This window comes from Streptomyces sp. NPDC097107 (genome assembly GCF_044762405.1).
Lineage (GTDB): Bacteria > Actinomycetota > Actinomycetes > Streptomycetales > Streptomycetaceae > Streptomyces > Streptomyces thinghirensis.
Genome location: NZ_JBIWEF010000005.1, coordinates 273,499 through 299,472, shown reverse-complemented (window position 1 = coordinate 299,472; position 25,974 = coordinate 273,499). Strand labels below are relative to the sequence as shown.

At 73.0% G+C, this 25,974-nt stretch carries 21 protein-coding genes; 10 read left to right on the top strand and 11 right to left on the bottom strand.

All coding sequences use genetic code 11. The features are described 5' to 3' along the window. Positions 1 to 90 precede the first annotated feature (90 nt). Both ACIQ1J_RS14075 and ACIQ1J_RS14070 read left to right on the top strand, forming a co-directional pair. On the top strand, positions 91 to 1,074 hold the full coding sequence (locus tag ACIQ1J_RS14075; RefSeq protein ID WP_403556963.1) for a DUF4349 domain-containing protein: 984 nt from the start codon (positions 91 to 93) through the stop codon (positions 1,072 to 1,074). 27 nt (positions 1,075 to 1,101) lie between these two features. Further along, the gene (locus tag ACIQ1J_RS14070; protein WP_403556962.1) at positions 1,102 to 2,517 is read left to right on the top strand and encodes an FAD-dependent oxidoreductase; all 1,416 of its coding nucleotides are present in this window, start codon (positions 1,102 to 1,104) and stop codon (positions 2,515 to 2,517) included. A 163-nt stretch (positions 2,518 to 2,680) separates the two neighbouring features. On the opposite strand, the gene ACIQ1J_RS14065 is transcribed toward ACIQ1J_RS14070, so the two are convergent. Continuing rightward, a complete protein-coding gene (locus ACIQ1J_RS14065; protein WP_403556961.1) occupies positions 2,681 to 3,046 on the bottom strand; it encodes a hypothetical protein in 366 nt (121 codons plus the stop codon). A gap of 134 nt (positions 3,047 to 3,180) precedes the next feature. Here ACIQ1J_RS14065 and ACIQ1J_RS14060 point away from each other — a divergent pair, with 134 nt between their 5' ends. Continuing rightward, entirely contained in the window at positions 3,181 to 3,999 is an 819-nt protein-coding gene (locus ACIQ1J_RS14060) for a rhomboid family intramembrane serine protease (protein WP_403556960.1), read from the top strand. A gap of 18 nt (positions 4,000 to 4,017) precedes the next feature. On the opposite strand, the gene ACIQ1J_RS14055 is transcribed toward ACIQ1J_RS14060, so the two are convergent. Genes ACIQ1J_RS14055 through ACIQ1J_RS14035 form a run of 5 tightly spaced genes read right to left on the bottom strand, consistent with a single transcriptional unit; the run spans position 4,018 to position 9,409 of the window. Further along, positions 4,018 to 5,226: an MFS transporter gene (locus ACIQ1J_RS14055; protein WP_403556959.1), complete on the bottom strand. Its 1,209-nt coding sequence runs from the start codon at positions 5,224 to 5,226 to the stop codon at positions 4,018 to 4,020. Next, on the bottom strand, positions 5,226 to 5,783 hold the full coding sequence (locus tag ACIQ1J_RS14050) for a GNAT family N-acetyltransferase (protein WP_403556958.1): 558 nt from the start codon (positions 5,781 to 5,783) through the stop codon (positions 5,226 to 5,228). The genes ACIQ1J_RS14055 and ACIQ1J_RS14050 overlap by 1 nt, the downstream gene beginning before the upstream one ends. Then, a complete protein-coding gene (locus ACIQ1J_RS14045) occupies positions 5,776 to 6,984 on the bottom strand; it encodes a type III PLP-dependent enzyme (RefSeq protein ID WP_403556957.1) in 1,209 nt (402 codons plus the stop codon). Before ACIQ1J_RS14045 ends, ACIQ1J_RS14050 begins: the two co-directional genes overlap by 8 nt. 8 nt (positions 6,985 to 6,992) lie before the next feature. Continuing rightward, entirely contained in the window at positions 6,993 to 8,318 is a 1,326-nt protein-coding gene (locus tag ACIQ1J_RS14040) for a DUF6271 family protein (RefSeq protein ID WP_403556956.1), read from the bottom strand. Continuing rightward, positions 8,300 to 9,409, bottom strand: a complete 1,110-nt coding sequence (locus ACIQ1J_RS14035) for a phytanoyl-CoA dioxygenase family protein (RefSeq protein ID WP_403556955.1) — start codon at positions 9,407 to 9,409, stop codon at positions 8,300 to 8,302. Before ACIQ1J_RS14035 ends, ACIQ1J_RS14040 begins: the two co-directional genes overlap by 19 nt. Before the next feature lie 438 nt (positions 9,410 to 9,847). On the opposite strand from ACIQ1J_RS14035, the gene ACIQ1J_RS14030 reads away from it, so the two are divergent. Beyond that, entirely contained in the window at positions 9,848 to 11,371 is a 1,524-nt protein-coding gene (locus ACIQ1J_RS14030; protein WP_403556954.1) for a glycoside hydrolase family 3 protein, read from the top strand. A 572-nt stretch (positions 11,372 to 11,943) separates the two neighbouring features. Here the strand turns inward: ACIQ1J_RS14030 and hemE are convergent. Beyond that, positions 11,944 to 13,011, bottom strand: a complete 1,068-nt coding sequence (gene hemE / locus ACIQ1J_RS14025; protein ID WP_403556953.1) for a uroporphyrinogen decarboxylase — start codon at positions 13,009 to 13,011, stop codon at positions 11,944 to 11,946. Positions 13,012 to 13,161: 150 nt separating this feature from the next. Between hemE and ACIQ1J_RS14020 the strand changes: the two genes are divergently transcribed. The 5 genes from ACIQ1J_RS14020 to ACIQ1J_RS14000 all read left to right on the top strand — a co-directional run bounded on the left by ACIQ1J_RS14020 (position 13,162) and on the right by ACIQ1J_RS14000 (position 19,879). Then, positions 13,162 to 13,839 carry a DUF3000 domain-containing protein gene (locus ACIQ1J_RS14020; RefSeq protein ID WP_403556952.1) on the top strand — a complete coding sequence of 226 codons (678 nt, stop codon included), beginning with the start codon at positions 13,162 to 13,164 and terminating at the stop codon, positions 13,837 to 13,839. Positions 13,840 to 14,132: 293 nt separating this feature from the next. Beyond that, positions 14,133 to 14,795 (top strand): response regulator transcription factor, encoded by a 663-nt coding sequence (locus ACIQ1J_RS14015; RefSeq protein WP_003972894.1) that lies wholly within the window; start codon positions 14,133 to 14,135, stop codon positions 14,793 to 14,795. Positions 14,796 to 14,974: 179 nt separating this feature from the next. Continuing rightward, the gene (locus ACIQ1J_RS14010; protein WP_403556951.1) at positions 14,975 to 16,261 is read left to right on the top strand and encodes an HRDC domain-containing protein; all 1,287 of its coding nucleotides are present in this window, start codon (positions 14,975 to 14,977) and stop codon (positions 16,259 to 16,261) included. A 274-nt stretch (positions 16,262 to 16,535) separates the two neighbouring features. Beyond that, positions 16,536 to 17,753 (top strand): thiolase family protein, encoded by a 1,218-nt coding sequence (locus ACIQ1J_RS14005; protein WP_403556950.1) that lies wholly within the window; start codon positions 16,536 to 16,538, stop codon positions 17,751 to 17,753. Continuing rightward, the gene (locus ACIQ1J_RS14000; RefSeq protein ID WP_403556949.1) at positions 17,750 to 19,879 is read left to right on the top strand and encodes a 3-hydroxyacyl-CoA dehydrogenase NAD-binding domain-containing protein; all 2,130 of its coding nucleotides are present in this window, start codon (positions 17,750 to 17,752) and stop codon (positions 19,877 to 19,879) included. The genes ACIQ1J_RS14005 and ACIQ1J_RS14000 overlap by 4 nt, the downstream gene beginning before the upstream one ends. 100 nt (positions 19,880 to 19,979) lie before the next feature. Here the strand turns inward: ACIQ1J_RS14000 and ACIQ1J_RS13995 are convergent, their stop codons facing one another. Both ACIQ1J_RS13995 and ACIQ1J_RS13990 read right to left on the bottom strand, forming a co-directional pair. After that, entirely contained in the window at positions 19,980 to 20,432 is a 453-nt protein-coding gene (locus ACIQ1J_RS13995; protein ID WP_403556948.1) for a hypothetical protein, read from the bottom strand. Between the two features lie 117 nt (positions 20,433 to 20,549). Continuing rightward, positions 20,550 to 21,569, bottom strand: coding sequence for a hypothetical protein (locus tag ACIQ1J_RS13990; RefSeq protein ID WP_403556947.1), 1,020 nt, complete (start codon positions 21,567 to 21,569; stop codon positions 20,550 to 20,552). 94 nt (positions 21,570 to 21,663) lie between these two features. Here ACIQ1J_RS13990 and ACIQ1J_RS13985 point away from each other — a divergent pair, with 94 nt between their 5' ends. Continuing rightward, a complete protein-coding gene (locus tag ACIQ1J_RS13985) occupies positions 21,664 to 22,041 on the top strand; it encodes an NTP pyrophosphohydrolase (protein ID WP_403557195.1) in 378 nt (125 codons plus the stop codon). 175 nt (positions 22,042 to 22,216) lie between these two features. Here the strand turns inward: ACIQ1J_RS13985 and ACIQ1J_RS13980 are convergent, their stop codons facing one another. Beyond that, the gene (locus tag ACIQ1J_RS13980; RefSeq protein ID WP_403556946.1) at positions 22,217 to 23,779 is read right to left on the bottom strand and encodes an amino acid permease; all 1,563 of its coding nucleotides are present in this window, start codon (positions 23,777 to 23,779) and stop codon (positions 22,217 to 22,219) included. A gap of 107 nt (positions 23,780 to 23,886) precedes the next feature. Continuing rightward, the gene (gene dxs, locus ACIQ1J_RS13975) at positions 23,887 to 25,809 is read right to left on the bottom strand and encodes a 1-deoxy-D-xylulose-5-phosphate synthase (protein WP_403557194.1); all 1,923 of its coding nucleotides are present in this window, start codon (positions 25,807 to 25,809) and stop codon (positions 23,887 to 23,889) included. Positions 25,810 to 25,974 lie beyond the last annotated feature (165 nt).

The window sequence follows — 25,974 nt, the reverse complement described above, 5'->3', positions numbered from 1 at the left end:
TGACCTCTTCGGAACCGTTCCGCGCCAACGTCCGTGCCCCTCCCCACGTCCAAGGAGCGTCAGTCGCCACGACCCTCGGGGGTACCCGCCATGCACGCACGACGATCAGCACGACGACCAGCACCGCGATCGGCACGACGTTCCGCACCGCCCGCCCGCGCCCTGGCGGGCCTGCTGCTGGCCGCGGCCCTCGCCCTCACCGGATGCACCGGGGCGAGCGGCGGCTCCGACTCGGGAGGCGGCGCCAAGGAGGCCGCGGCCCAGGGTGGCTCGCGGGCGGACGGCCCGGCGGCCGGGGACCGGGCCGGTGCCGCGGGCGGCGGGGCCGACGGCGCCGAGGCGACCGCGCCGCCGAAGCCCGCCCCGGCCCACATCATCCGCACCGCCTCCCTGACCGTGCGGGTCGAGGACGCCCCCGAGGCCCTCGACGCGGCCCGCACCGCGACCGAGAACGCCGGCGGCTATGTCGGTGACGAGACCACCACCCGGGACGAGGAGGGCCACGAGCGGACCGAGGTCGTGCTGCGCGTGCCCGTGGAGCGCTACGAGGAGGTGCTCGACGAGCTGGAAGGCGCCGGAGAACTCCTCGAGCGCAGTGCGAAGGCGGAGGACGTCACCGACCAGGTCGTGGACGTGGACAGCCGCGTCAAGTCGCAGCGCGCCAGCGTGGCCCGCGTCCGCGAGCTGATGGACCGGGCGACGAAGCTGAGCGACGTGGTGACGCTGGAGGGCGAGCTGAGCACCCGCCAGGCGGAGCTGGAGGCGCTGCTCGCCCGGCAGGCGGCCCTGAAGGACCGCACGAGCCTGGCCACCATCACCCTCTCCCTGTCCGAGACGCCGGTCGAGCGGGCGGCGGAGGACGACGACCCCGGGTTCACGGACGCGCTGGCAGGCGGCTGGGACGCGTTCGTGACGATGCTGCGCTGGCTGGCGGTGGCGCTCGGCGCGGTGCTGCCGTTCGCCGCGGTGGCGGCGCTGCTGGTGCTGCTGTGGCTGCGGCTGATACGGCCCCGGCTGCCGCGCCGCCCGGCACCGGTGGCGGCACGCGGTGAGGAGCCCGGTGGGCAGGACTGAGATGCCCCGCCCCCGTAGCGTGTTCGCATGGGAATGAGCGCTGCGAGTGGCACGAGCGGTACGGCACGGGCGAGGGAACGGCTGGTCGTGGTCGGCGGTGACGCCGCGGGGATGTCCGCGGCGTCACAGGCACGGCGGCTGAAGGGACCGGACGAGCTGGAGATCGTGGCGTTCGAACGCGGCCACTTCACTTCGTTCTCGGCGTGCGGCATCCCGTACTGGGTCGGCGGCGACGTGACCGACCGGGACCAGCTGATCGCCCGGACGCCCGAGGAGCACCGCGCGCGCGACATCGACCTGCGGATGCGCACCGAGGTCACGGAGATCGACGTCGCCGGCGGGCGGGTGCGCGCGCGTGACGTCGATTCGGGGGCGGAGTCCTGGACGCCGTACGACAAGCTCGTGATCGGGACCGGTGCCCGCCCGATCCGTCCGGAGCTGCCGGGCGTCGACGCGCCCGGCGTGCACGGGGTGCAGACGCTGGACGACGGGCAGGCGCTGCTCGACACGCTGGCGCACACGCGCGGCCGTCGCGCGGTGGTCGTCGGCGCCGGGTACATCGGCGTGGAGATGGCCGAGGCGCTCATCAACCGCGGCTACGCGGTGACCGTCGTCAACCGCGGCCGGGAGCCGATGTCCACGCTCGATGCGGACATGGGCCGCATGGTGCACGAGGCCATGGAGGGACTCGGCATCACCATGGTGAACGGCGCCGAGGTCACCAAGGTGCTCACCGGGGACGACGGCCGGGTGCGCGCGGTGGCCACCGAGGACGCCGAGTTCCCGGCGGACGTGGTGGTGCTCGGCATCGGCGTACGGCCCGAGACCGGGCTCGCCGAGGCCGCCGGGCTGCCGCTGGGCGCTCACGGCGGGCTGCTGACCGACCTGGCCATGCGGGTGCGCGGGCACGAGAACATCTGGGCGGGCGGCGACTGCGTGGAGGTGCTCGACCTGGTCTCCGGGCAGGAGCGGCACATCCCGCTCGGCACCCACGCCAACAAGCACGGCCAGGTCATCGGCACCAACGCGGGCGGCGGCTACGCCACCTTCCCGGGTGTGGTCGGCACGGCGGTCAGCAAGGTCTGCGACCTGGAGATCGCGCGGACCGGGCTGCGCGAGAAGGACGCGCTGCGGGCGGGGCTGCGGTTCGTGACGGTCACCATCGAGTCCACCAGCCGCGCCGGCTACTACCCGGGCGCCTCCCCCATGACGGTGAAGATGCTCGCCGAGCAGCGCACCGGGCGGCTGCTCGGCGTCCAGATCGTCGGCCGCGAGGGCGCGGGCAAGCGGGTCGACATCGCCGCGGTGGCCCTCACGGCCGGGATGACGGTGGAGCGGATGACGGTCCTGGACCTGGGCTACGCGCCGCCCTTCTCACCGGTGTGGGACCCGGTACTGGTGGCCGCCCGGAAGGCGGCGCGGGCGGTGCAGCGGCAGGCGTGAGCACGTCTCCGGCCTGAGCAGACCCCAGGGGCTCCAGGCCTGAGCAGACCCCAGGGACCCCCGCCTGAGCAGGCCCTGGCCCGAGCAGCCCCCCGCCTGAGCAGGCCCCGGTCCGCAGAAAGGCCCGCCACGCCGCCCGCCACGCCGCCCGCCACGCCGCCCGCTACGCCGTGCCGTTGATCCGGTCGATGGCCTGCCGGGCCTGCTCGGCGGGGGGCCGCGCCGGCAGGGACGACACCGACGCCGGGGTGGTGACGCGTGCCGGGGCGGTGGCCGCGGGCCCCGGAGCGCTCACCGCGGGCGGCTGCTCACCGGCCGGCCTGGCGTGTGCCGCGCCCCGCGCGGAGCGCAGCCGGTGGCTCACCGCCTCGTCGAGTGTCACCGGCCGCTGCATCTGCGCGGCCAGCCGCCCGGCCTCCTCACCGAGCCGGGCGACGTCCTCCCACGGCAGGCGCAGCACGAGGGCGACCTCGGCCTCGCCGTCGGGCAGGGCGTGCATCGCCGGAGCCGGTGTGACCCGTTCGTTCATCGCCTGTTCCTCACGTCGTCCCCGCGTCCCGCCTTCCCCGGGCCGCGGGCGGTTGAGAGGACATACGCAGACCCGGACGCGGGCGTTCAGGGGACGTACCGATTCACCGTCCGGCAGACGGGCAGTAGTGTCTCGTGGTCATCCCCGTCCATGACGTGAATCCGGCGCGCCGTACGCCCTGGGTGACGTACGCCCTGATCCTCGCGAACGTCCTCGTCTTCCTGTTCACCCCCGGTACGGCCGGTTCCCTGACGGGCGAGGGCAGTCTCGCCCAACTGTGCCGCCTGGAGGCCTTCCTCGACCAGTACGCGGCGGTGCCGCAGGAGTTGCTCCACCACCGGTTGCCGCGGCTGGTGCCGACGGGTGACACCGGAGTCGGCCCGCGGGGGCCGGGCTGCGTGATCGGGCCGCCCGACTACGACAAGTCCCCCGAGCTGAGCGTCCTGACGGCGATGTTCCTGCACGGCGGCTGGCTGCACCTGCTGGGCAACATGCTCTTCCTCTGGATCTTCGGCAACAACGTCGAGGACCGGCTGGGCCACGTGCGCTACCTGCTCTTCTACGGCGTCTGCGGCTACGCGGCGACCTACGGCTTCGCCCTCCTCAACTCCGGCTCGGGCGCCCCGCTGATCGGCGCGTCGGGCGCGATCGCCGGGGTGCTCGGCGCCTATCTGGCGCTGTATCCGAAGGCCCGCGTCTGGGTCCTCGTCCCCTTCCTCATCTTCCTGCCGCTGCGTCTGCCGGCCTGGATCGTGCTGGGTTTCTGGTTCGGGCTCCAGGCGGTCTACTCGTCCGGCGGGGCCGTCTCCGACGCGGGCACCGTGGCGTACGTGGCCCATGTCGTCGGCTTCGTCGTCGGCATGGTGATCGCCTGGCCGCTGCGGCGCGGCACCCCGCCCCCGCCCGAACCGCGCGGGCTGCTGTTCGGGCGGCGGGCGCGGCCGGGGTGGTGACCACCGTCGGTGTCGCGGTCAGGCGTGGGAGGGCTCTTCCGTGACCACGGGCTCCGGGGACCAGCGGATGCGGGTGCTGCACAGCGACACGGCGACCGCCGACGCGGCGACGGCGCCCATGCCCCACGTCAGGTTGCTCGCGCCCGCGATGAAACCGATGAGCGGCGGGCCGGCCAGCAGACCGGTGGTTCCCATCGCGGCGACCAGGGTCAGCGCGTCCGAACCCTGCCGCGCGGCGGCGGCGTAGACGCAGGGGGTCACGGCCGCGATGCCCAGACCCATGCACGCGAAGCCGGCGAGGGCGGGTGCGACGCCGCCGCTGACCAGGGCGACGGCGAGCCCGGAACCGGCCACCGCGCTGCCCAGGAGAACGACCCGGCCGTCTCCCCAGCGGGCCCGCCAACCGTCGGCGAAGAGGCGGGCGACGACCATCATTCCCGAGACGACGGCGATGCCCAGGGGGGCGAGTTCCGCCGACGCCTCGGCGACGTCCTTCAGGTAGAGGGCGGACCAGTCGTTCATGGCGCCTTCGGCGACCGTGCCGAAGACCATGGCACAGCACATCCACAGGGCCGGGCGGGAGGGGACGGTCCAGCGGCGGCGGCCCGGCCGCTTCTCCGTCCGCTCGGCGGGAACGGTGGGATCGGCGCGTGCCTCGTCGTCGAGCAGGCCCGTCCGCGCGGACGCGCCCAGTACCGCGAGAAGGACGGCGGCCACGCCGAAGTGCGCTGCGACCGACCCGGTCGCGGCGGTCATGCCGGAGGCGAGCAGCGCCGCGAGCAGCGATCCGGCGCTGAACGTCGCGTGCAGCTTCGCCATGGTGTTGCGCTCGTGCCGTGCCTCCAGGGCCGCGCCCTGCGCGTTCATGGCCACGTTCAGGCAGCCCACGAGGACGCCGTCGACGCACATCACCAGCAGGGCCACCGGGTAGTTCGGGGCCGCCGCCAGGGCGAGCAGCAGCAGGGCCAGGCCGGACTGGGAGAGAAGGGCGAGCCGCCGCGCGCCCAGGCGTCGCATCAGCCACGCCACCACCGGGAAGGACACGGCCGCGCCGACCCCCGCGGCCATCAGCAGCACCCCCACCTCGGCCGCGGTCAGGTCCAGGTCGGACTTGACGGCCGGGATCCGGGCGGCCCAGGTGGCGTACTGGAAGCCGAGGGACAGGAACAGCGCGGCGATCGCCAACTGGCCGCGGAGGAAGGGGTCGTGAAGACGGGACACGCGCATCAGCTCACTTCGCGCAGGGACGGGGATGCGGGCGGGGAGGAGGGCTGGGGCGCGAGCGGTACCGGCCTGGACATGTAGACGGCGTCCGCGCCGTAGTCGCCGGCGGCCACCACGCCGGGTCGGGGTACGAAGCCGCGCGCCGACCAGAACCGGTCGGTGCCGCCGACGGCGACCAGGGAGATCCGCTCGTCCCCGCGCGTGCGGGCGGTGCCGGTGAGGTGGTGCAGGAGGTGCCGCGCCAGCCCTCTGCGGCGCAGGCCGGGCGCCACGACGATGTCGTGCAGATGGAGGTTCCCGGGCGGGAAGGCGGCCGCGGTCTCCTCCACCCGCTCCAGGTTGGGGTAGCGGTGGAGCGGGTAGGGCAGGGCCAGCACGTAGCCGGCCGTACGGGGGCCGACGTCCACGACGAAGCACGTGCCCGGCGACGCCGCCGCCCGGGACTGCAGCGCCGCCCGGCCCTCCGAGAGGCCGAGTCCGCTGTAGGCGTCCCGTTCCAGCGCCACGACGGCGTCCCAGTCCCGGTCGGCGATCCGGCGGACGCGCACGGTGTCATCCATCGGCCGCGCCCCCGTCCGGGCGGCCCGTCCAGGCGTACGGGAGCGGGGCGAAGCCGTTGAAGCCCAGGGTGGTGTAGCTGGTCGCGTAGGCGCCGCTGGACAGCACCCAGACCGGGTCGCCCGAGGTCAGCGCCTCGGGCACCTGGACGAGTGCCTCCTCGTGGGAGTAGGCGTCGTCGCTGTCGCAGGTGGGTCCGGCGACGACGGCCGCCACCCGCGGGCCGTCGGTGTGGCCCGGGAAGACCAGCCGGTACTGCAGCGCGTCCATCTCGTACAGGCCGTTGAACTTGCCGCAGCTCAGGTACAGCCAGTACTGCCGCTCGCCGTCCGCCCCGCGGCGCCGGGTGAGGCGGGCGACGTGCGCGCGGATCGCCCCGTGGTCGGCGACCAGGTGCCGTCCGGGTTCGATGACGAAGTCCAGGGGGCCGCCGTGGATCCGGCGCAGTTCGTCCGTCCCCTCCCGGATCACCGCGAAGATCTTGTCCAGCGGTGGGTCGAGGGGCGTGCCGTGGCGGTCGCGGTAGCCGAGCGCGGGCAGGCCGCCGCCGAGATTGACGTGGTCGACGCGGATGCCGCGCCGGCTCAGGGCGCGCAGGGTGTCGCCCAGGTCCTCCAGGGCGGTGTGCCACGCCTCGCCCGTCATCTGCTGCGAGCCGACGTGCACGGACAGTCCCGCCGGGACCAGCCCCGCGTCCCGGGCCCGCTCCATGACGTGCACGGCGTCGCCGGGTGGGCAGCCGAACTTGTGGCTCAGTCCCCACACGGCGCCCGTCCCGCCGGTCGCCACCCGGCAGAAGACGCGGGCGCCCGGGGCGTGGACGGCCAGGGCGGCCACGTCCTGGAGGCTGTCGGTCGCGAAGGTGCGGATGCCGAGCCGGTGGGCGTCGGTGATGTTCCGGTCGGACTTGACGGTGTTGCCGTAATGCACGCGCTCGGCCGGCACCCCGGCCCGCAGCGCCTGTTCCACCTCGCCGGGGCTCGCCGCGTCGGCTCCGGCGCCCCTGCGTGCCAGGGCGCCGAGGACCTCGTCGACCGGGCAGGCCTTCATGGCGAACCGCACGTGTACGCCGGGCAGTTCGCGGCACAGGCTGTCGTAGCGCCGCTCGATGCCGGTGAGGTCGTAGACGATCCGGTCGTCGGTCGCGGCGGCGAGGGCGGCGGCCAGGGGCTCGCTGAGATCCGCTCTCATCTCCGTGCTCATCGCGGCGCTCACCCCTCCCGCCCGGGCGGGAGGGCGAGAGGCGTGGCCTTGGCCGCGCCGACCAGGCCCTCCCACGCCTCCGTCAGGAGCGCGAAGTCCGCCATGTCGCCGCGCGCCTCGTCGAGGAGGCGCTCTCGCCGGGTGGCCAGGAGGTCGGCGATGTCGGTGTACCGGCCGCCGAGGCGCCGGTAGGCGGCGTCGAGGGTGTCGAGCCGGCGGACGTTCTCCGCCGGGTCCAGGCCGGTGCTCCGGCGGGCCAGGGCGGCGACGGCGGCGGGGCGGGCCCTGCCGTGCCGGTCCAGCAGCGTGTCGCCCGCCTCGGCCATGCGGCCGTAGACGAAGTGGAAGTGCAGCATCGACAGGAGGAACTTGGCGAAGCGGGTCTGGTAGGCGAGGAAGCCGGGTCCGGTCCTGCGTTCGCCCGTGTGGTAGTTGACGATGTTCCGGTTGTGCAGCACGCCGGGCAGACCGGCGTCGTGCACGAGGTGGATGAGGAAGTAGTCGCTGCCGATGGTGTCCCGGGCGGGCGGCAGCGGCACCCGCTCGCTGACGCTTTCGCCGTGGAAGGCGATGTTGCACATGTCAACCCGCATGGGGTCGACCAGCGTCAGCAGCGAGTGGTCGGCCACGAAGGGGGCGGTGCCCGCGCCGCGGAAGGAGTCCTCGACCAGCTCCCGTTTCTGCTCGGCGGACCAGTGTCCGGGCGCCCAGAGGGAGACGACGTCGTGGTAGACGCCGGGGTCGGTCTCGCGGATCTCCGCGATGTCCACGGAGAGTTCGCCCACGAAGGAGCTGCCCACCATGGCGACCCGCCGGTCCATCAGGGCCGCCGGCAGGGTCGACTCGGTGACGACGGGTACGGCGTCCGCGGCCCGTCTGCCGATCGACAGCAGCTCGTGGTGGACGGGGAAGACCGTACGGCCGTCCACGCTCTGGTACCGGCTGTCCGAGTCCCTGCGGTGGACGGACTCGCAGCCGAGCGCCGCCGCGATCAGGAAGGCGCGGTTGGTGCAGGCGCCGTAGGACAGACCGTCCGGGAGCATCAGGTCGAGGAGCAGGCCGGGTTTGGCACTGCCGGAGTGCGCCGTGACCCGTTCCAGGAAGTCGCGCTGGGCGGCCTCGTCGAGGTGGTGCGCCGTGATCCGGGGGTGCGCTGGCAGGCGCCGTACGGCCTCGGCGTGGGCGGCGTGGACCGGGGGCGGGCAGGAGTCGAGGACCAGGAGGTGGACATCGATGTCGAAGTGGTCGGCGGCGTAGGCCGCTTCCTCACCGAGGGCGGAGATGGTGTCCGGGCAGGGCCGGTTGGTGGGAAGGGTCAGGCAGACGCTGCGCATGCGGCATCCCCGGTGGCCTCGTCGGTCGCCTCTTGCGTGGCCTCTTCCGGCGCCTCGGTGCTGACGGCGCCGGTGTCCGCGTGCCAGGACTTCAGGCCAAGCAGCCTGGCCCCGAGTCCGTTCAGCTCGGCGGGTTCGTAGCGCTCGGACTCGTGCCGGTGGGCGTCGCCGAGGAGCGTGGCGTTCCAGTCGGGGGTGGCGAGGGTGCGCCAGGAGTCGACGCGGGAGTCGCGCAGCTTCCGGTGGGTCTCCAGCGCGGGCATCATCGACAGGTACTGGACGGCGCGCACGCCCTCGCCGGAGACGTTGGGGGCCACGCCGTGGGCCAGCAGACCGTTCCAGATGAGCAGGTCGCCGGCTTCCAGGTCGGGCCGTACGACGGGCATGTCCTCGCGGTCGATCGCGGGGCGGATCGGGTCGCGGTCGTCGGGCTGGAGGGCCTTCCAGCGGTCGAAGTGCCGGAACAGGTCGGGGCAGCACTGGAAGCCGCCGTGGTCCGGCTTGGTGTCGTTGAGAGCGATGATGCCCTGGACCCGCTGGGGCAGGACGCCGAGGGAGGTGTCGACGTCCCAGTGGAGTTCGATGTCGAAGCCGCGGTCCGGCTTGTCGATGAGGGCGCGGTCGCGGTTGCCGGTGTTGGGCGGGTTGAGGTTGAGCCGGTCGAGGGTGACCCACAGCTCCTCGCAGTCCCAGACGTCGACGAAGGCGTCGTAGACGCGCTGGGTCTGGCGGCTGTCCCAGATGAGCTGGTGGTGGTACGCCTCGACGAAACCGTAGATGTGCAGCTCCCGGTCGAGGTCGGAGCGGTAGGGACGCTCCTGGTACCAGGTGTCGGGGCGGTCGGGGTCGAGTCCCTGGAACTCCCAGGCGAAGTCGAGCAGTCGACGGGCGGAGGGGGCGGGTATCGCCTCCTTCACCACTACGTATCCGTAGGTCTGCCAGTGGGCGAAGTCCTCCTCGGACAGCACCCGCAGCGGACGCGTCTTGCGCAGGTCGCGCAACTGGGTGCGGGCCAGGTAGGTGTCGGCGTCCGCGCTGAAGTAGGGGAGGTCCGACGGGGCTCGGTGGAAGTAGGAATCGGGCGTCGCCATGTGGTGCTCCAGATCCTCGCCGTCGCCCCGTGCGGGCAACGGCGGTGTGCGCGACGGAGGTCGGGCCGTCGCACATGAGGTCGGTGGGGGCAGCTGAGGGCCGCTCGCGGGCGGAGCGGGGCGACGGGGGCGGCTCGGTGGGACGGGCTCCCTGGTCAGGGGATCGCCCGGTCCGCGCCCCCGTCCGAAACGGTCGTCTCGTCCGGGGTGGTCGTCACGGAAGCGGAAGTCGCCCGGCGTACGAACGGGGCATCACATGTGCCCCTCGCCGAACTCGTGTCTCACAATGGACTAGACCAAGGAAAGGTGTCAACACCCGTTTCCGTACGCCCAGTTGTTACTTCCGAGTTCGAAAACGCCCCTCTTGACACGCCTGGTTAACCTGAGCGCGCACCCATTTGGTCTATACCAAGAGCCACCATCTGAAAGGCGCGATCGATGGCCTCCAGCAAGCACAGCGGCGGCGAGTTGCGCCGGCTCGCGCTCTCCGTCCTGCAACCGGGCTTCGTGGGCACCGAGGCACCCGACTGGGTCCTGCGCGCCATCGGGGACGGACTGACCTCCGTCGTACTCTTCTCCCGCAACATCGTCTCCGTCGAGCAGGTCGCCCGGCTCACCGCGCGACTGCGCGCGGAGAACCCGGAGTTGATCGTCGCCATCGACGAGGAGGCGGGCGACGTCACCCGCATCGAATCCGCGACCGGGTCGACCCGGCCCGGCAACTTCGCCCTCGGCACCGTCGACGACACGGAGCTGACCGAGGCCGTCGCCGCCGACCTGGGCCGGCAGCTGCGCTCCGCCGGGGTGAGCCTCGACTACGCGCCGAGCGCGGACGTCAACTCCAACCCCGACAACCCGATCATCGGCGTACGTTCCTTCGGCACCGACCCGGACGTGGTGTCCCGGCACACCGCCGCGTGGATCCGAGGGCTCCAGTCGTCCGGCGTCGCCGCCTGCGCCAAGCACTTCCCCGGTCACGGGGACGTCGCCGTCGACTCCCACCACGACCTGCCGGCCTACGGCGCCGGGCGGGACGAGATCGCCGCCCAGGCGCTGCCTCCGTTCCGGGCCGCCGTGGCCGCGGGGGTCCGCGCGGTCATGAGCGGCCACCTGCTGGTGCCGGCCCACGACCCCGACCTGCCCGCCACGCTCAGCCGCCGCATCCTGCAGGGCCTGCTCCGCGACGAGCTGGGCTTCGACGGCCTGATCGTCAGCGACGCCATCGAGATGGGCGCCGTCACGGCCCGCCACGGCATCGACGGCGCCACGGTGAAGGCCGTCGCCGCCGGGGTGGACGCCGTCTGCGTCGGCGGCGAGAGCGCCGAGGAGACCACGGTCGACCTGCTGGTCAAGGGGCTGGTCACCGCGGTGACCGCCGGGGAGCTGCCGGCGGAGCGGCTGGCCGAGGCGGCGGGCCGGGTGAGGGAGTTCGCCGACTGGTCGGCCGGGCTGCGGGCGGCCGGGTCCGCCGTGGAGACGGCCGGGGACGGTATCGGTCAGGTCGCCGCGCGCCGCGCCGTCCGGGTCGCCGGGGCCGTACGGGACGCCCTGCCGCTGACCGCCGCGCCGCACGTGGTCGAGCTGGCCCCGGTCACCAACATGGCCATCGGCAAGGAGACCCCGTGGGGCGTCGCGGTCCCGCTGCGGGAGCGGCTGCCGGGCACGACCTCCGTGCGGGTGCGCGGCGAGGAACTGGAGCAGGGGACGGTCGCGTTGGAGAGCTGCGCCCTCGAACCGGCCGCGGGGCGCCCCCTGGTGATCGTCGCCCGCGACGCGGCCCGGCACGCCTGGATGGACCGCGCCGTCACCGGCCTCACCAGCGCCCGACCGGACGCGATCGTGGTGGAGATGGGCCTGCCGGGCGCCACCATCGCCGGCGCGGTCCGGATCTTCACCCACGGCGCGAGCGCCGCCTCCGGAACGGCCGCGGCGGAGGTCCTCACCGGCACGCCCTCGCGCTGAGCCGGGCCGCCGCGCGGCCCGACGTGCACCGAAGACCGGCTCCGGACGCCCGGCCGAGGTGGCGCCCCTCGCAGCGGGGCGTGGGACGGGAGCCGGCCGTGGCGCCGCTGCGGGACGGCACTGGCGGCCGTCCCGCACCGGGGCTTCACCCACGGCCGGTTCAGCGACGTACTGCTCGCCGAGACGGGACCCGGGCCGGCCCGCCTCCTACGCCCCCGGTGTGGTGCCCCGGCGTGCCCCGGCGCCTCGGTGGCCCGCACCGCTCCGGGCGTCCGGCGACCCGCACCGCGTCGGCGACCGTGGGCGAGCTGCCGGACTCGCCGGTGGGGCCGGCCGGTGGCGCGGAGGCGGAGGCGGCACCTGGCGTCGGGCGTCGGGCGTCGGGTGAGACGCTCGGCGCCCGTGGGCGCCGGGCGGCCCGGCGTCGGCGCACCGGCGGCCGTGGGCGGGCTGCTCTACCCGCCGGTGGAGACGACGGCCCCGCGAAGTGCGAAGGCGGCGCCGGGCGCCGGGTGAGACACTCGGCGCCCGTGGGCGCCGGGCGGCCCGGCGGTCCGAGCGCCGGGGGGTGGTCAGCGCGCGGTCTGCGTGTGCACGTACTCCACGAGGCGGGTCAGCGCGTCCGGGTCGGTGTCGGGCAGGACGCCGTGTCCGAGGTTGAAGACGTGGCCCTCCAGGTCCGCCGCGGCGTCCAGGATCTCGCGGGCCTTGGTCTCGACGGCCTGGGAGGTGGAGAAGAGGATCGCCGGGTCCAGGTTGCCCTGGAGCGCCTTGCCGGGGCCGACGCGGCGGGCGGCCTCGTCCATCGGGACGCGCCAGTCGACGCCGACGACGTCCGCGCCGGCCTCGCCCATGAGGCCGAGGAGTTCGCCGGTGCCGACGCCGAAGTGGATGCGCGGCACGCCGTACCCGGCGACGGCCTCGAAGACCTTGCTGGAGGCGGGCATCACCGAGCGGCGGTAGTCCGCGGGGGACAGCGCGCCGACCCAGGAGTCGAAGAGCTGGACGGCGCTCGCGCCCGCCTCGATCTGCACCTTGAGGAAGGCGGCGGTGATGTCGGCGAGCCGGTCCAGGAGGTCGGCCCACAGCTGCGGGTCGCCGTACATGAGCGCCTTGGTGTGCTCGTGGTTGCGGGACGGGCCGCCCTCCACGAGGTAGCTCGCGAGGGTGAACGGCGCACCCGCGAAGCCGATCAGCGGGGTGGCGCCCAGCTCCTGGGTCAGCAGGCCGAACGCCTCGGTGACGTAGGAGACGTCCTCGGGGGTGAGGTCACGCAGCTGTGCCAGGTCCGCGCGGGTGCGGATCGGCTTCTCGACGACCGGGCCGACGCCCGGCTTGATGTCGAGGTCGATGCCGATGGCCTTGAGCGGGACCACGATGTCGCTGAAGTAGATGGCCGCGTCCACGCCGTGCCGGCGCACCGGCTGGAGGGTGATCTCCGTGACCAGTTCCGGTCGAATGCAGGACTCGAGCATCGGGATGCCCTCGCGCACCTTGCGGTATTCCGGCAGTGAGCGCCCGGCCTGCCGCATGAACCACACGGGGGTGTGCGGCACCGGCTCACGCCTGCACGCCTTGAGGAAAGCGGAGTCGTACGTGGCGGTCGGCTGCTTGCCCGCGGGGCTCTGGTTGGCACTCACACCGGCAAGTCTCGCATGTCGCCCCGACAGCGCCCGACCTCGGGTGGGGCGGCTCCCGCGCGCCCCGCGGGACCGCGTGATCCGGACATCGCGTCCGCACGCGGGTGTCCCTCCCTGCGCCGAGGCGCCGTTCCCTTTAATCTTCCCCGCATGGCTGCGGCTCAGGGACGACTGTCGGACGACGCTGGCGGAATGGACGAACCGAAGGGTACCGAGGAGGAGGCCCGGCATACGGGGAGCACGGCACCGCCGGCCTTCACGGCCGCCGTCGACGCGCTCAGGGCCGCGCGGCTCCGGCCGCAGATCGAGGTGGAGGCGGTGCCCCCGCCGAAGCGGCTCGCCCCGTACGCGTACGCCCTGGAGGCCGCGGTCGTCGACGGGGACGACGACCTGGCGGACGGGCGGCTGGTGCTGCTGCACGACCCGGCCGGGCACGACGCCTGGCACGGCTCCTTCCGGCTGGTGACGCTGGTGCGTGCCGAGCTGGAGCCGGAGATGGCCGCGGACCCGCTGCTGCCGGACGTGTGCTGGTCCTGGCTCACCGGCGCGCTCCAGGCGCGCGGGCTGACGTACGGGGAGCCCAGTGGCACGGTCACGCGGGCGAGCTCCCACTACTTCGGGGGGCTCTCGGCGCGCCCGTCCGCCTCGCAGATCGAGATCCGGGCGTCCTGGACGCCGCGTGAGGGGCTGGGCGGCGTACCGGACACGGCGGCGCACCTCGCCTCGTGGTGCGATCTGCTGGCGCAGGTCGCGGGCCTGCCGCCGGCCGCGCCGGGCGACGCGTCGATCGTGACGCTGCCGCAGCGGCGCGGACCGCAGTCGCGCTGAGCTCTCCCCGACCCCTTACCGCTTGCTCCGTCACGGCGCCCGTCCGGCTCGGGAAACGTTCCGTCACTTTGTCGACACGGCCACTTTCGGCCTCGTATCGACAAAGTGTGAAACCGTTCGGTCTTCGAATGATCGACCGCGTGTCCGAATTGCTCGGATTGTTACTCACCAGATCGTGATCATTCTCTAAAGGCGGACGGGTTCGGTGCCGAAGACGACTGTGACCTTGAAAGCACGGTTCGTCCCGGCTTCACCCCCACGAGCCGGCCCCGTCCCGCCCCCCAGGAGGCCTGGTGTCCGTTCTCCTCGAGCAGCCTGCAAGCCTGGTCGCCTACCGCCCGAACAAGCCGACCGCCATGGTGGTCGTGGCCGACCCGCGCGTCCGTTCCACCGTCACCCGCCATCTGTGGGCCCTCGGTGTGCGCGACGTCATCGAGGCCTCGTCCGTCGCGGAGGCTCGTCCCCGCATCGGCAACCCCCGCGACATCTGTGTCGCTGACGTCCATCTCCCCGACGGCTCCGGTCTGACCCTGCTGTCGGAGACCCGCGCCGCGGGCTGGCCCAACGGCCTCGCCCTGTCCGCCGCCGACGACATCGGCGCCGTACGCAACGCCCTCGCCGGCGGCGTCAAGGGCTACGTCGTCACCGGCACCCGTACCAACGTCGGGCTCCCCACCCGGCCGGGCGCCGCCCCCATCGGCGCCGCCGCCGCCCGCCTGCACCGCCGCCCCCCGGGTGCCCCGAGCCACCCGGGCGGCTACCGCGAGCTCTCCGGCCGCGAGGTGGAGGTGCTGCGACTGGTCGCGGAAGGCCAGTCGAACAAGGCGATCGGCGTCTCGATGGGCCTGTCCGCCCTGACCGTCAAGAGCCACCTGGCCCGCATCGCCCGCAAGCTCGGCACCGGCGACCGCGCCGGAATGGTCGCCGTGGCCCTGCGCACCGGCATCATCCACTGACCGCCGCCGATCCCGACCGCTCCCCCACCCTCCCCGCCTTCTTCCCCGCCTCCCCGCTCACCTCCCTCGCCTCCGCCCCAGTCGATCTTTCACCGACCTGACTGGTTTACGACCCCCCGGCGCCCGCCGACGGAACGTTCCGTCGGCGGGCGCCGTCGATCCACCGATACCCTTGACAGGTGACCGACGCCCACGAAACCGCAGCAGACCTTTCACTGCGAACCACCGGAGGCGCTCCTCCGGACGACGCCGGATCTTCTGCGAGTCAGGCGCCGACCCCCTTGCTGGAACCACGCGAGGGCATTCCGCAGGTGATCGCCGACGCGGCCGCCCTCGCCGAGGTGACCGCCGCCTTCGCCGCCGGCCGCGGCCCCGTCGCCGTCGACGCCGAGCGTGCCTCCGGCTACCGCTACGGCCAGCGCGCGTATCTGGTGCAGTTGCGCCGGGAGGGCGCCGGGAGCGCGCTGATCGACCCGGTGGCCTGTCCCGACCTGTCCGGGCTGGGCGCGGCGCTCTCCGACGTGGAGTGGGTGCTGCACGCGGCGACCCAGGACCTGCCGTGCCTGCGCGAAATAGGGATGGTGCCCACCCGCATCTTCGACACGGAGCTGGCCGGGCGGCTCGCCGGGTTCCCGAGGGTCGGCCTCGGCGCGATGGTCGAGAACGTGCTGGGCTTCGTCCTGGAGAAGGGTCACTCGGCCGTCGACTGGTCCACCCGCCCGCTGCCCGAACCGTGGCTGCGCTACGCCACGCTCGACGTCGAGTTGCTCGTCGACCTGCGCGACGCGCTGGAGAAGGAGCTGGACCGGCAGGGCAAGCTGGACTGGGCCCGGCAGGAGTTCGACGCGATCGCGTCCGCCCCGCCGCCCGAGCCCCGCAAGGACCCGTGGCGCCGTACGTCCGGCATGCACAAGGTGCGCCGGCGCCGGCAGCTCGCCGTCGTGCGGGAGCTGTGGCAGACCCGGGACCGCATCGCGCAGCGCCGCGACGTCTCCCCCGGCAAGGTGCTCGGGGACGCGGCCATCGTCGAGGCGGCGCTCGCGCTCCCGGTCAACGCGCACGCCCTGGCCGCGCTGAACGGGTTCGGACGGGTCAATCGCAGGCAGCTGGAGCAGTGGCAGGTGGCGGTCGACCGGGCCAGGGGCCTGTCCGAGTCGCAGCTGCCGCAGCCCGGTCAGCCGGTGACCGGTCCCCCGCCGCCGCGGGCGTGGGCCGACAAGGACCCGGCCGCCGCGGCCCGGCTCACCGCCGCGCGGACGGCGGTGACGGCGCTGGCCGAGCGGCTGAACATGCCCCAGGAGAACCTGATCACGCCGGACACGGTGCGCCGGGTCTGCTGGGAGCCGCCGGCGCCGGTCGACCCGGAGACCGTGGGCGCGGCCCTCGCCGGACACGGGGCCCGGCCCTGGCAGGTGGAGCAGGTGACGCCCGCGCTGGTGACGGCGCTGACGCAGGACGTGTCGTAGACAGGGCGTGTCCAAGACAGAGGGTGTCCAGGACAGGGCGTGTCGGAGAGCTGAGCAGGGCGTGTCGTCGGCTGATCAGGGCGTGTCATGGAGGAGGCGGCGGCGAGATCCGGCCAAGATCCAGGGGTGGAGCGGTGAACCGGCGGTGTGACCTTCGCCGCTCCGGCCAGGGGGACTGGGCAGCTACGTTACTCATAAGTAGCATGGGCCTGAGCGCGCGCTCAGTACTTGCGTGCCGCAGCAGTGCCATCCCGCACCCTGGAGGAGAGCCATCGTGCCTCGTACCGTCAGGGACGTCGTCCTCGTAGACGGCGTCCGCACCCCGTTCGGCAAGGCGGGCCCGAAGGGCATCTACCACGAGACCCGCGCCGACGACCTGGTCGTGAAGGCGATCCGGGAGCTGCTGCGCCGCAACCCCGGTCTCGACCCCAAGAAGATCGACGAGGTCGCCGTCGCCGCGACCACGCAGATCGGTGACCAGGGCCTGACCATCGGCCGCACCGCCGGCATCCTGGCGGGCCTGCCCACCTCGGTCCCGGGCTACTCGATCGACCGCATGTGCGCGGGTGCGCTCACGGCCGTCACCTCGGTGGCCGGCTCCGTCGCCTTCGGCGCGTACGACGTCGCCGTCGCGGGCGGTGTCGAGCACATGGGCCGCCACCCGATGGGCGAGGGCGTGGACCCGAACCCGCGGTTCGTCAGCGAGAAGCTGGTCGACGAGTCCGCCCTGTTCATGGGCATGACGGCGGAGAACCTGCACGACCGCTACCCGACGATCACCAAGCAGCGCGCCGACGAGTACGCGGTGCGCTCGCAGGAGAAGGCCGCCAAGGCGTACGCCAACGGCAAGATCCAGGCCGACCTGGTGCCGGTCTCGGTGCGCCGCACCAACGAGGAGGCCGGTGAGACGGGCTGGGGCCTGGTCACCGCCGACGAGCCGATGCGTCCGGGCACCACCATGGAGAGCCTGGCGGGCCTGAAGACGCCGTTCCGCGTGCACGGCCGGGTCACCGCGGGCAACGCGGCCGGTCTGAACGACGGCGCCACCGCGTCCCTCATCGCGAGCGAGGACTTCGCCCGCGAGAACAACCTGCCGGTCAAGATGCGCCTCGTCTCGTACTCCTTCGCGGGCGTCGAGCCGGAGGTCATGGGCTACGGCCCCATCCCGGCGACGGAGAAGGCCCTGGCCCAGGCCGGCCTGTCCATCGACGACATCGGCCTGTTCGAGATCAACGAGGCCTTCGCCGTCCAGGTCCTCGCGTTCCTGGAGCACTACGGCATCGCCGACGACGACGCGCGCGTCAACCAGTACGGCGGCGCCATCGCGTTCGGCCACCCGCTGGCCTCGTCGGGCGTCCGCCTGATGACGCAGCTGGCCCGTCAGTTCGAGGAGCAGCCGCACGTCCGCTACGGCCTGACCACCATGTGCGTCGGCTTCGGCATGGGCGCGACGGTCGTCTGGGAGAACCCGCACTTCGAGGGGGACAAGTGAGCACCACCGCAGAGCTTCTGAAGGGTGCGGCCGAGCTGTTCCCCGGCGAGGTCGTCACGAGCGCCCACGTGCGCCACTTCGACCTCCCCCTGGGCGCCGGGCGCTTCGCGCTCATCACCCTGGACAACGGCCACGACCACACCAAGCCGACCACCCTCGGCCCGCAGTCGCTGGCGAACATCGACGCCGCGATCGACCGGGTCGAGAAGGAGGCCGCGGACGGCGAGATCGTCGGCGTCGGCGTCACCGGCAAACCGTTCATCTTCGCGGTCGGCGCCGACCTCAAGGGCGTCGAGCTGCTCAAGCGGCACGAGGACGCGCTGGCCATCGGCAAGGGCGGCCACGACGTCTTCAAGCGGCTGGCGAAGCTGGCCGTGCCGACCTTCGCGTACTACAACGGTGCCGCGATGGGCGGCGGCGTCGAGATCGGCCTGCACTGCGCGTACCGCACGGTGTCGGCGGCCCTCCCCGCCTTCTCCCTCCCCGAGGTCTTCCTCGGTCTGGTCCCCGGCTGGGGCGGCTGCACGCTGCTGCCGAACCTGATCGGCGCCGACAAGGCCGTCTCGGTCGTCATCGAGAACAGCCTGAACCAGAACAAGCAGCTCAAGGGTGAGCAGGTCTACGAGCTCGGCATCGCGGACGCGATCTTCGAGGGCGCGGACTTCCTGGAGCAGTCGCTGATCTGGACGGCGTCCGTCCTCAAGGGCGAGATCGCCGTCGAGCGTCCGGCGATCGACCGCGGCGAGGCCTGGGACCAGGCCGTCGCGCGCGGCCGGTTCATCACCGACTCCAAGGTGCACGGCGCGGCCCCGGCCGCCTACCGCGCCCTGGACATCATCGCCGCCGCCAAGAACGGCGACCTCCAGCAGGGCTACGACGCCGAGGACCAGGCGCTCGCCGACCTGATCATGGGCGGCGAGCTGCGCTCCGGCATCTACGCCTTCAACCTGGTGCAGAAGCGGGGCAAGCGCCCCGCCGGTGCCCCGGACAAGTCGCTGGCCCGCCCGGTCACCAAGGTGGGTGTGGTCGGCGCCGGCCTGATGGCCTCGCAGCTGGCCCTGCTCTTCCTGCGCCGTCTGGAGGTACCGGTCGTCCTGACCGACATCGACCAGGAGCGCGTCGACAAGGGGGTGGGCTACGTCCACGCCGAGATCGACAAGCTGCTCGGCAAGGGCCGTGTCAACCAGGACAAGGCGAACCGGCTGAAGGGCCTGGTCTCCGGCGTCCTGGACAAGGCCGAGGGCTTCGCGGACGCGGACTTCATCATCGAGGCCGTCTTCGAGGAGATGGGCGTCAAGCAGAAGGTGTTCGCCGAGGTCGAGGCGGTGGCGCCCGCGCACGCGATCCTCGCCACCAACACCTCGTCGCTCTCCGTCTCGGAGATGGCGTCGAAGCTGAAGCACCCCGAGCGTGTCGTCGGCTTCCACTTCTTCAACCCGGTCGCGATCCTCCCGCTCCTGGAGATCGTCCGCGGCGAGCAGACGGACGACGCCTCGCTGGCCACGGCGTTCGGCGTCGCCAAGAAGCTGAAGAAGACCGCGGTACTGGTCAAGGACGCCCCGGCGTTCGTGGTCAACCGCATCCTGACCCGCTTCATGGGCGAGATCCAGAACGTCATCGACGAGGGCACCCCGGTCGAGGTCGCGGAGAAGGCGGTGGAGCCCCTCGGCCTGCCGATGTCCCCGCTGGTCCTGCTGGAGCTGGTCGGCCCCGCGATCGGCCTGCACGTCTCGGAGACCCTCAACCGGGCCTTCCCGGAGCGCTTCACGGTCTCCCCGAACCTCAAGGCGGTCGTCGAGGCGGGCAAGCGCGGCTTCTACGTCTACGACAGCGGCAAGCCCGAGCTGGACCCGGAGGTCGCCGCACTGCTCAAGCAGGGCGACTCGGTCCTGACCGAGGAGCAGGTCCGCGACCGCGTCCTGGACGCGGTGGCCCAGGAGATCGGCCTCATGCTCGACGAGGGCGTCGTCGCCGAGGCCCAGGACATCGACCTCTGCCTGATCACCGGCGCCGGCTGGCCCTTCCACCTGGGCGGCATCACGCCGTACCTGGACCGTGAGGGCGTCGCCGAGCGGGTGAACGGGAAGCGGTTCCTGGAGCCGGGCGTGGCGAGCGTGCCCGCGTAGTCTCCGCCCGTGTCGTCTCCGTACGACGAAGAGAGGGCCCCCGCTGCGAGGCGGGGGCTCTTTCGCGTGCCGTGGGGCCGGTCAGTAGCCGTGGGGCGGGTCAGTAGCCGTACGGCGTGGCGCCCGCCGTGACGTGCACGACGGCGAAAGGGACCGGGGTGGCCGCGGACTCGTTGCCGACCGCGTCCACGGCGAACCCCGTCTGGTACTGGATCGCGTGCTCGACGTCCACGCCGAGCCCGCCGTCGGCGCGCTCGCGCTCCCTGCGGCCGAGGAAGTGGACGTAGCTGTCCGCTCCCTGCACCACCGTCAGATGGGTCAGTCCCGCCACGGGCACGAAACGCGGCCCGCTCCAGTCGGTGCCGCCCGCGACGGTCTCCGTCCAGCGCACCAGACCGCAGTCGGCGGGCACGTAGGGGCTGAGCCGGCCCGCCCCTGCCGAGGGTGAGCCAGTCGCCGTGGGCCCGTCCGGACGCACCACCCCGGCCCCCTCCACGGTGCCGGGCCCGACCTGGCGGGCGGCGCCGACGGGGTCTGCCGACCTTCTCCGCATGGCCTGGTGCACCTTCCTGAAGCCCGCTGTGTCACGGACGGGCCCCGAGCGCGGAACATCATCTGCCGGTCGTTCACCAGTTCCCCCGGGCTCGGCCACCGGGCCGTCGAGGGCCCGTCAGACGGCTTGCCAGGGACCGAGCGCGAGGCCCGGTTCGTCCTCGCGGCGGGTGAGGCGGAGCTGTCCGGTGGACGGGGAGAGCGTCGCCGCCGCCAGCCGGCCGTCGGCGTCCAGCGCCAGCGACACCACCGCGTCGGCCGGCAGCTCCGGACCCGACTCCGTCCACGCGGCGCCGAGCGCCTCCTGCTCCGAGGGGTAGGCGGCGAAGGCGACCCGGCCGCTCGTCGAACGCTGGGCGAGCAGAGTGCAGTCGTGGCCGTCGATGACGCACCGGACGGCGGAGACGGGGCCGGGGCCTGCCGCGGTCACCAGCGGCATCGGCTTCTCGCCGGGGCGCCAGGCGCACAGCTCGCCGGTGTCGTCGTCGGTGAAGAGGACGGTGGTGTACTCCTCGGAGGTCGCCAGCGCGCGCAGGGTGCCCGGGCGGACCGCCGCGTCGACGCCCTCTCCCATTACCAGCCGCGCGCCCGCCTGCTCCTGCCGCCAGTGCCGGATGCCGCCGGTGACGGCCGCGTAGAGCTCGACCCTGCCGGACTCCCCCGTCACGGCCGCGGGCGCCTCCTGGACGCCGCGCCCCTTCAGGTCCCGCCACGGCTCCCAGCCGCCCTTCTCCTTCTGGGCCACCATGCTCATGCCGCCGCCCCCGTTGCGGACGAAGACATGGGCACGTCCCTGCGCGTCGACCGCGACGGCCGGTGTCCCGGTGCGGTCGCCCTGCTGGTTGGGGTGGCCGGCCGGCTGCCAGTCCAGGGGCGCGAGCAGCGGCCGGAAGTGCGTGGTGTGCACGAGGTCGGACCGGTCGGTACCGACGGGCCGCCAGGCGACCAGATGGGCATAGCCGTCGGGGCCCCGGCCGACCGCGAGGCCGGGGTGCAGTTCCTGGTCGCCGCCGAGCCTGCGCGGCGCCTCCCAGGGCCCGGCGGGCGCGCGTTCGGCACGCCACAGGGCGGCACCGTCCGACGGGAGGTAGACACTGAGGCGGCCGTCGCGGCCGAGGAGAAGCCAGTCGCCGTTCACCACTTCACTCTAAGCGCGGCCGCCGGGTCCACGTCGATCGGGTACGGCCTGCGCGACAGAGCCGTGCGACCCTGACGGCATGGACGACAACGGCATGGACGACGCCGCTCCCCTGCTCGTGATCGTCGACGCCGCGAACGTCGTCGGGTCGGTGCCCGACGGGTGGTGGCACGACCGGCGCGGGGCGGCGGAGCGGTTGCGGGACCGGCTGGCGGCGGGCGGCGTGCCGGGGCGGGCCGGCCCGGTGGAGGTCGTCCTGGTCGTCGAGGGCGCGGCTCGGGGGGTGGACTCCGTGCCCGGCGTACGGGTGGAGTCGGCGCCCGGCAGTGGGGACGACCACATGGTCGACCTGGTCGCCCGGGCCGCCGGTGACCGTCCGGTCCTGGTCGTGACGGCCGACCGCGAGCTGCGCCGCCGGGTGACCGGGCTGGGCGCGGAGGTGGCGGGGCCGCGGACGGTACGGCCCGCGTGACGGCGCCCCCACCGGCGTACGCGGACCGGCCCCGCGGCCCGCGAGCGGGGGCGCGGGGCCGCAGCCGGAGCCGAGCGGGGGCGCGGGGCCGCAGCCGGAGCCGAGCGGGGGCGCGGGGCCGCAGCCGGAGCCGAGCGGGGGCGCGGGGCCGCAGCCGGAGCGGGAGCCGATGGGCCTACGGGGTGTTCCCGCCGGTCGGCCCGGAAGGCCCGGGCGAGCCGGCCGGTGCCTCCTCGCCGCGGTCCAGGCGGCTGTGGGAGCGGCTGTAGAGGAAGTACACGACGACGCCGATCGCCATCCACACGCCGAACCGCACCCAGGTCTCGGCGGGCAGGTTCAGCATCAGCCACAGCGAGGCGCCCACCGACACGATCGGCAGCAGCGGCACCAGCGGGGTGCGGAAGGCGCGCGGCAGGTCGGGGCGGGTCCGGCGCAGGATGATCACGCTGACCGCGACGATGACGAACGCGAACAGCGTGCCGATGTTCACCAGCTCGGCCAGCTCGCTCAGGCTGGTGAAGCCGGCGACGATCGCGATGATCACGCCGAGCAGGATGGTCGGCCGGTACGGCGTCCGGAACTTCGGGTGGACGCGGGAGAAGAAGCGCGGCAGCAGCCCGTCGCGGCTCATCGCGAAGAACACCCGGGTCTGGCCGAGCAGCAGGATCATGCACACCGTGGTCAGGCCGACGGCGGCGCCGAAGCTGATCACACCCGCGAAGAAAGGGTGCCCGGTGGACTTGAAGGCATCGGCGAGCGGGGCGTCGATGGACAGCTCGCTGTAGTGCTGCATGCCGGTGACGACGATCGACACGGCGACGTACAGCGCGGTGCAGATGAACAGGGAGCCGAGGATGCCGCGGGGCATGTCGCGCTGCGGGTTCTTCGTCTCCTCGGCGGCCGTGGCGACGATGTCGAAGCCGATGAAGGCGAAGAAGACGACCGAGGCCGCGGTGAAGATGCCCAACACGCCGAAGTTGGCCGGCGCCCACCCGAACATCAGCTGGATCAGTGGCGAGTCGAGGCCCCCGCCCGCCTCCACCGGCTGCGCCTTCGGGACGAAGGGGTCGTAGTTGGAACCCTTGATGAAGAAGGCACCCGCGATGATCACGATGAGGACGACGGTCACCTTGATGGCGACGACGACCGAGGTGACCCGGGCCGACAGCTTCATGCCGAGGACGAGGATGCCGGTGAGCACCAGCACCAGGACGGCGGCGAGGATGTCGAAGCCGAATCCCTCGGCGCCGTCCCGGCCACCGAGCGCCGCGGGCATCTGCCAGCCCGCGTTGTCCAGCAGGGAACGGACGTACCCCGACCAGCCGACGGCCACCACCGCCGTGCCGAGCGCGAACTCCAGGACCAGGTCCCAGCCGATGATCCAGGCGGGCAGTTCGCCGAGCGACGCGTAGGAGAAGGTGTACGCGGAACCGGCGACCGGGACCGTCGAGGCGAACTCCGCGTAGCAGAGCGCGGCGAGCGCGCAGACCACGCCGGCGACGACGAAGGCCAGGGCCACGGAGGGCCCGGCGTTGTTCTTGGCGACCGTGCCGGTCAGTACGAAGATGCCGGTGCCGATGATGACACCGACACCGAAGACGGTCAGATCCAGTGCGGACAGGGATTTCTTGAGCGCGTGCTCCGGCTCCTCCGTGTCCCGGATGGACTGCTCGATCTTCTTGGTCCTGAAGAGACTGCTGTTGCTCACGGGTACCTCCGAGCTTGTCGTCCCCGACATGATCGAGAGGGGGGCCTACTGCGTATGCCCCGGCGTGAGCGGATTCACACGGATGGGCAGGTTTCACCACCCGTTGCGGTGGTGAAACCTGCCCATCCGGTCGTACGTCAGTCGCGCGCGGCCTCCACCGGGTCCACCCCGGAGCGCTCGTACCGGCCGTCGAGCTTGGCGACCAGACCGGTGACCTGGCGGGCGATGTCGGGGGCGGTGAGTCCGATCTCGGCCATCACCTCGGCGCGGGAGGCGTGGTCGAGGAAGCGCGGCGGGATGCCGAAGTCGCGCAGCGGTACGTCGACGCCCGCGTCGCGCAGGGCCTGGGCGACGGCCGAGCCGACGCCGCCGACGCGGGAGTTGTCCTCGACGGTGACGACCACGCGGTGCCGCTCGGCGAGCGGGGCCATGGCCTCGTCGACGGGCTTGACCCAGCGGGGGTCGACCACGGTGGTGGAGATGCCCTGCTTGTTCAGCAGGTCCGCCACCTCCAGGCACATCGGCGCGAGGGCGCCGACGGAGACCAGGAGGACATCCGGGGTGTCGGTGCCCGGGGCGCGCAGCACGTCCATGCCGCCGACTCGGCCGACGGCCGGCACGGCGGGGCCGACGGCGCCCTTGGAGAAGCGGACCACGGTCGGCGCGTCGTCCACCTCGACGGCCTCGCGCAGCTGGGCGCGGACCTGGTCGGCGTCGCGCGGGGCGGCGAGCCTGAGGCCGGGGACGACCTGGAGGATCGACATGTCCCACATGCCGTTGTGGGAGGCGCCGTCGGTGCCCGTGACACCGGCGCGGTCCAGCACGAACGTCACGCCGCACTTGTGCAGGGCGACGTCCATCAGCACCTGGTCGAAGGCGCGGTTGAGGAAGGTGGCGTACACGGCGAAGACCGGGTGGACCCCGCCGTGGGCGAGACCGGCCGCGGAGACCGCGCCGTGCTGCTCGGCGATGCCGACGTCGTAGACGCGGTCGGGGAAGGCCTTGGCGAACCTGTCGAGGCCGACCGGCTGGAGCATGGCCGCGGTGATGGCGACGATGTCCTCGCGCTCCTCGCCGAGCTTGAGCATCTCCTCGCCGAAGACGCTCGTCCAGTCGGCGCCGGAGGTGGAGATGGGCAGGCCGGTGTCGGGGTGGATCTTGCCGACGGCGTGGAAGCGGTCGGCCTCGTCCGCCAGGGCGGGCTGGTAGCCGCGGCCCTTCTCGGTGAGGCAGTGCACGATGACCGGGCCGCCGAAGCGCTTGGCGCGCGTGAGTGCGGACTCCAGGGCCTCCAGGTCGTGGCCGTCGATGGGGCCGACGTACTTGAGGCCGAGGTCCTCGAACATGCCCTGCGGGGCGATGAAGTCCTTCAGACCCTTCTTGGCGCCGTGCAGGGTGTCGTAGAGCGGGCGGCCGACGACCGGGGTGCGCTCCAGGACCTCCTTGGTGCGGGCCAGGAAGCGCTCGTAGCCGTCGGTGGTGCGCAGGGTCGCCAGGTGGTTGGCGAGGCCGCCGATGGTGGGGGCGTAGGAGCGCTCGTTGTCGTTGACGACGATGACGAGCGGGCGGTCCTTGGCGGCGGCGATGTTGTTCAGCGCCTCCCAGGCCATGCCGCCGGTGAGCGCGCCGTCGCCGATGACGGCGACGACGTGGTCGTCGCGCTCCAGGACCTGGTTGGCCTTGGCGATGCCGTCGGCCCAGCCGAGGACGGTGGAGGCGTGGCTGTTCTCGATGACGTCGTGCTCGGACTCGGCCTGCGAGGGGTAGCCGGACAGGCCGCCCTTCATCTTCAGCTTCGAGAAGTCCTGACGGCCGGTGAGCAGCTTGTGCACGTAGGACTGGTGGCCGGTGTCCCAGAGCACCTTGTCCTTCGGCGAGTCGAAGACCCGGTGCAGGGCGAGGGTGAGCTCCACCACGCCGAGGTTGGGGCCGAGGTGGCCGCCGGTCTTGGAGACGGCGTCGACGAGGAAGGTGCGGATCTCCTCTGCCAGGCGGCCCAGCTCTTCCAGGCTGAGCCGGTCCAGATCGCGAGGTCCCGTGATGCGGGTCAGCAGCGGCACCCGTGCCTCCTTGCAGTAGAGCTGTTGCCGGGCCTGCCCGAGTCTAATGTTCCGCCGTGGCGGAACGTGTCCGGGCGGTGCGTCGTACGTCACGCGTTCGGCCTTACCCATCGGCGGTCCGTTCTACGACTGCCCCGCCGCCCGAGATCCTCGGCGCCCGGCCAC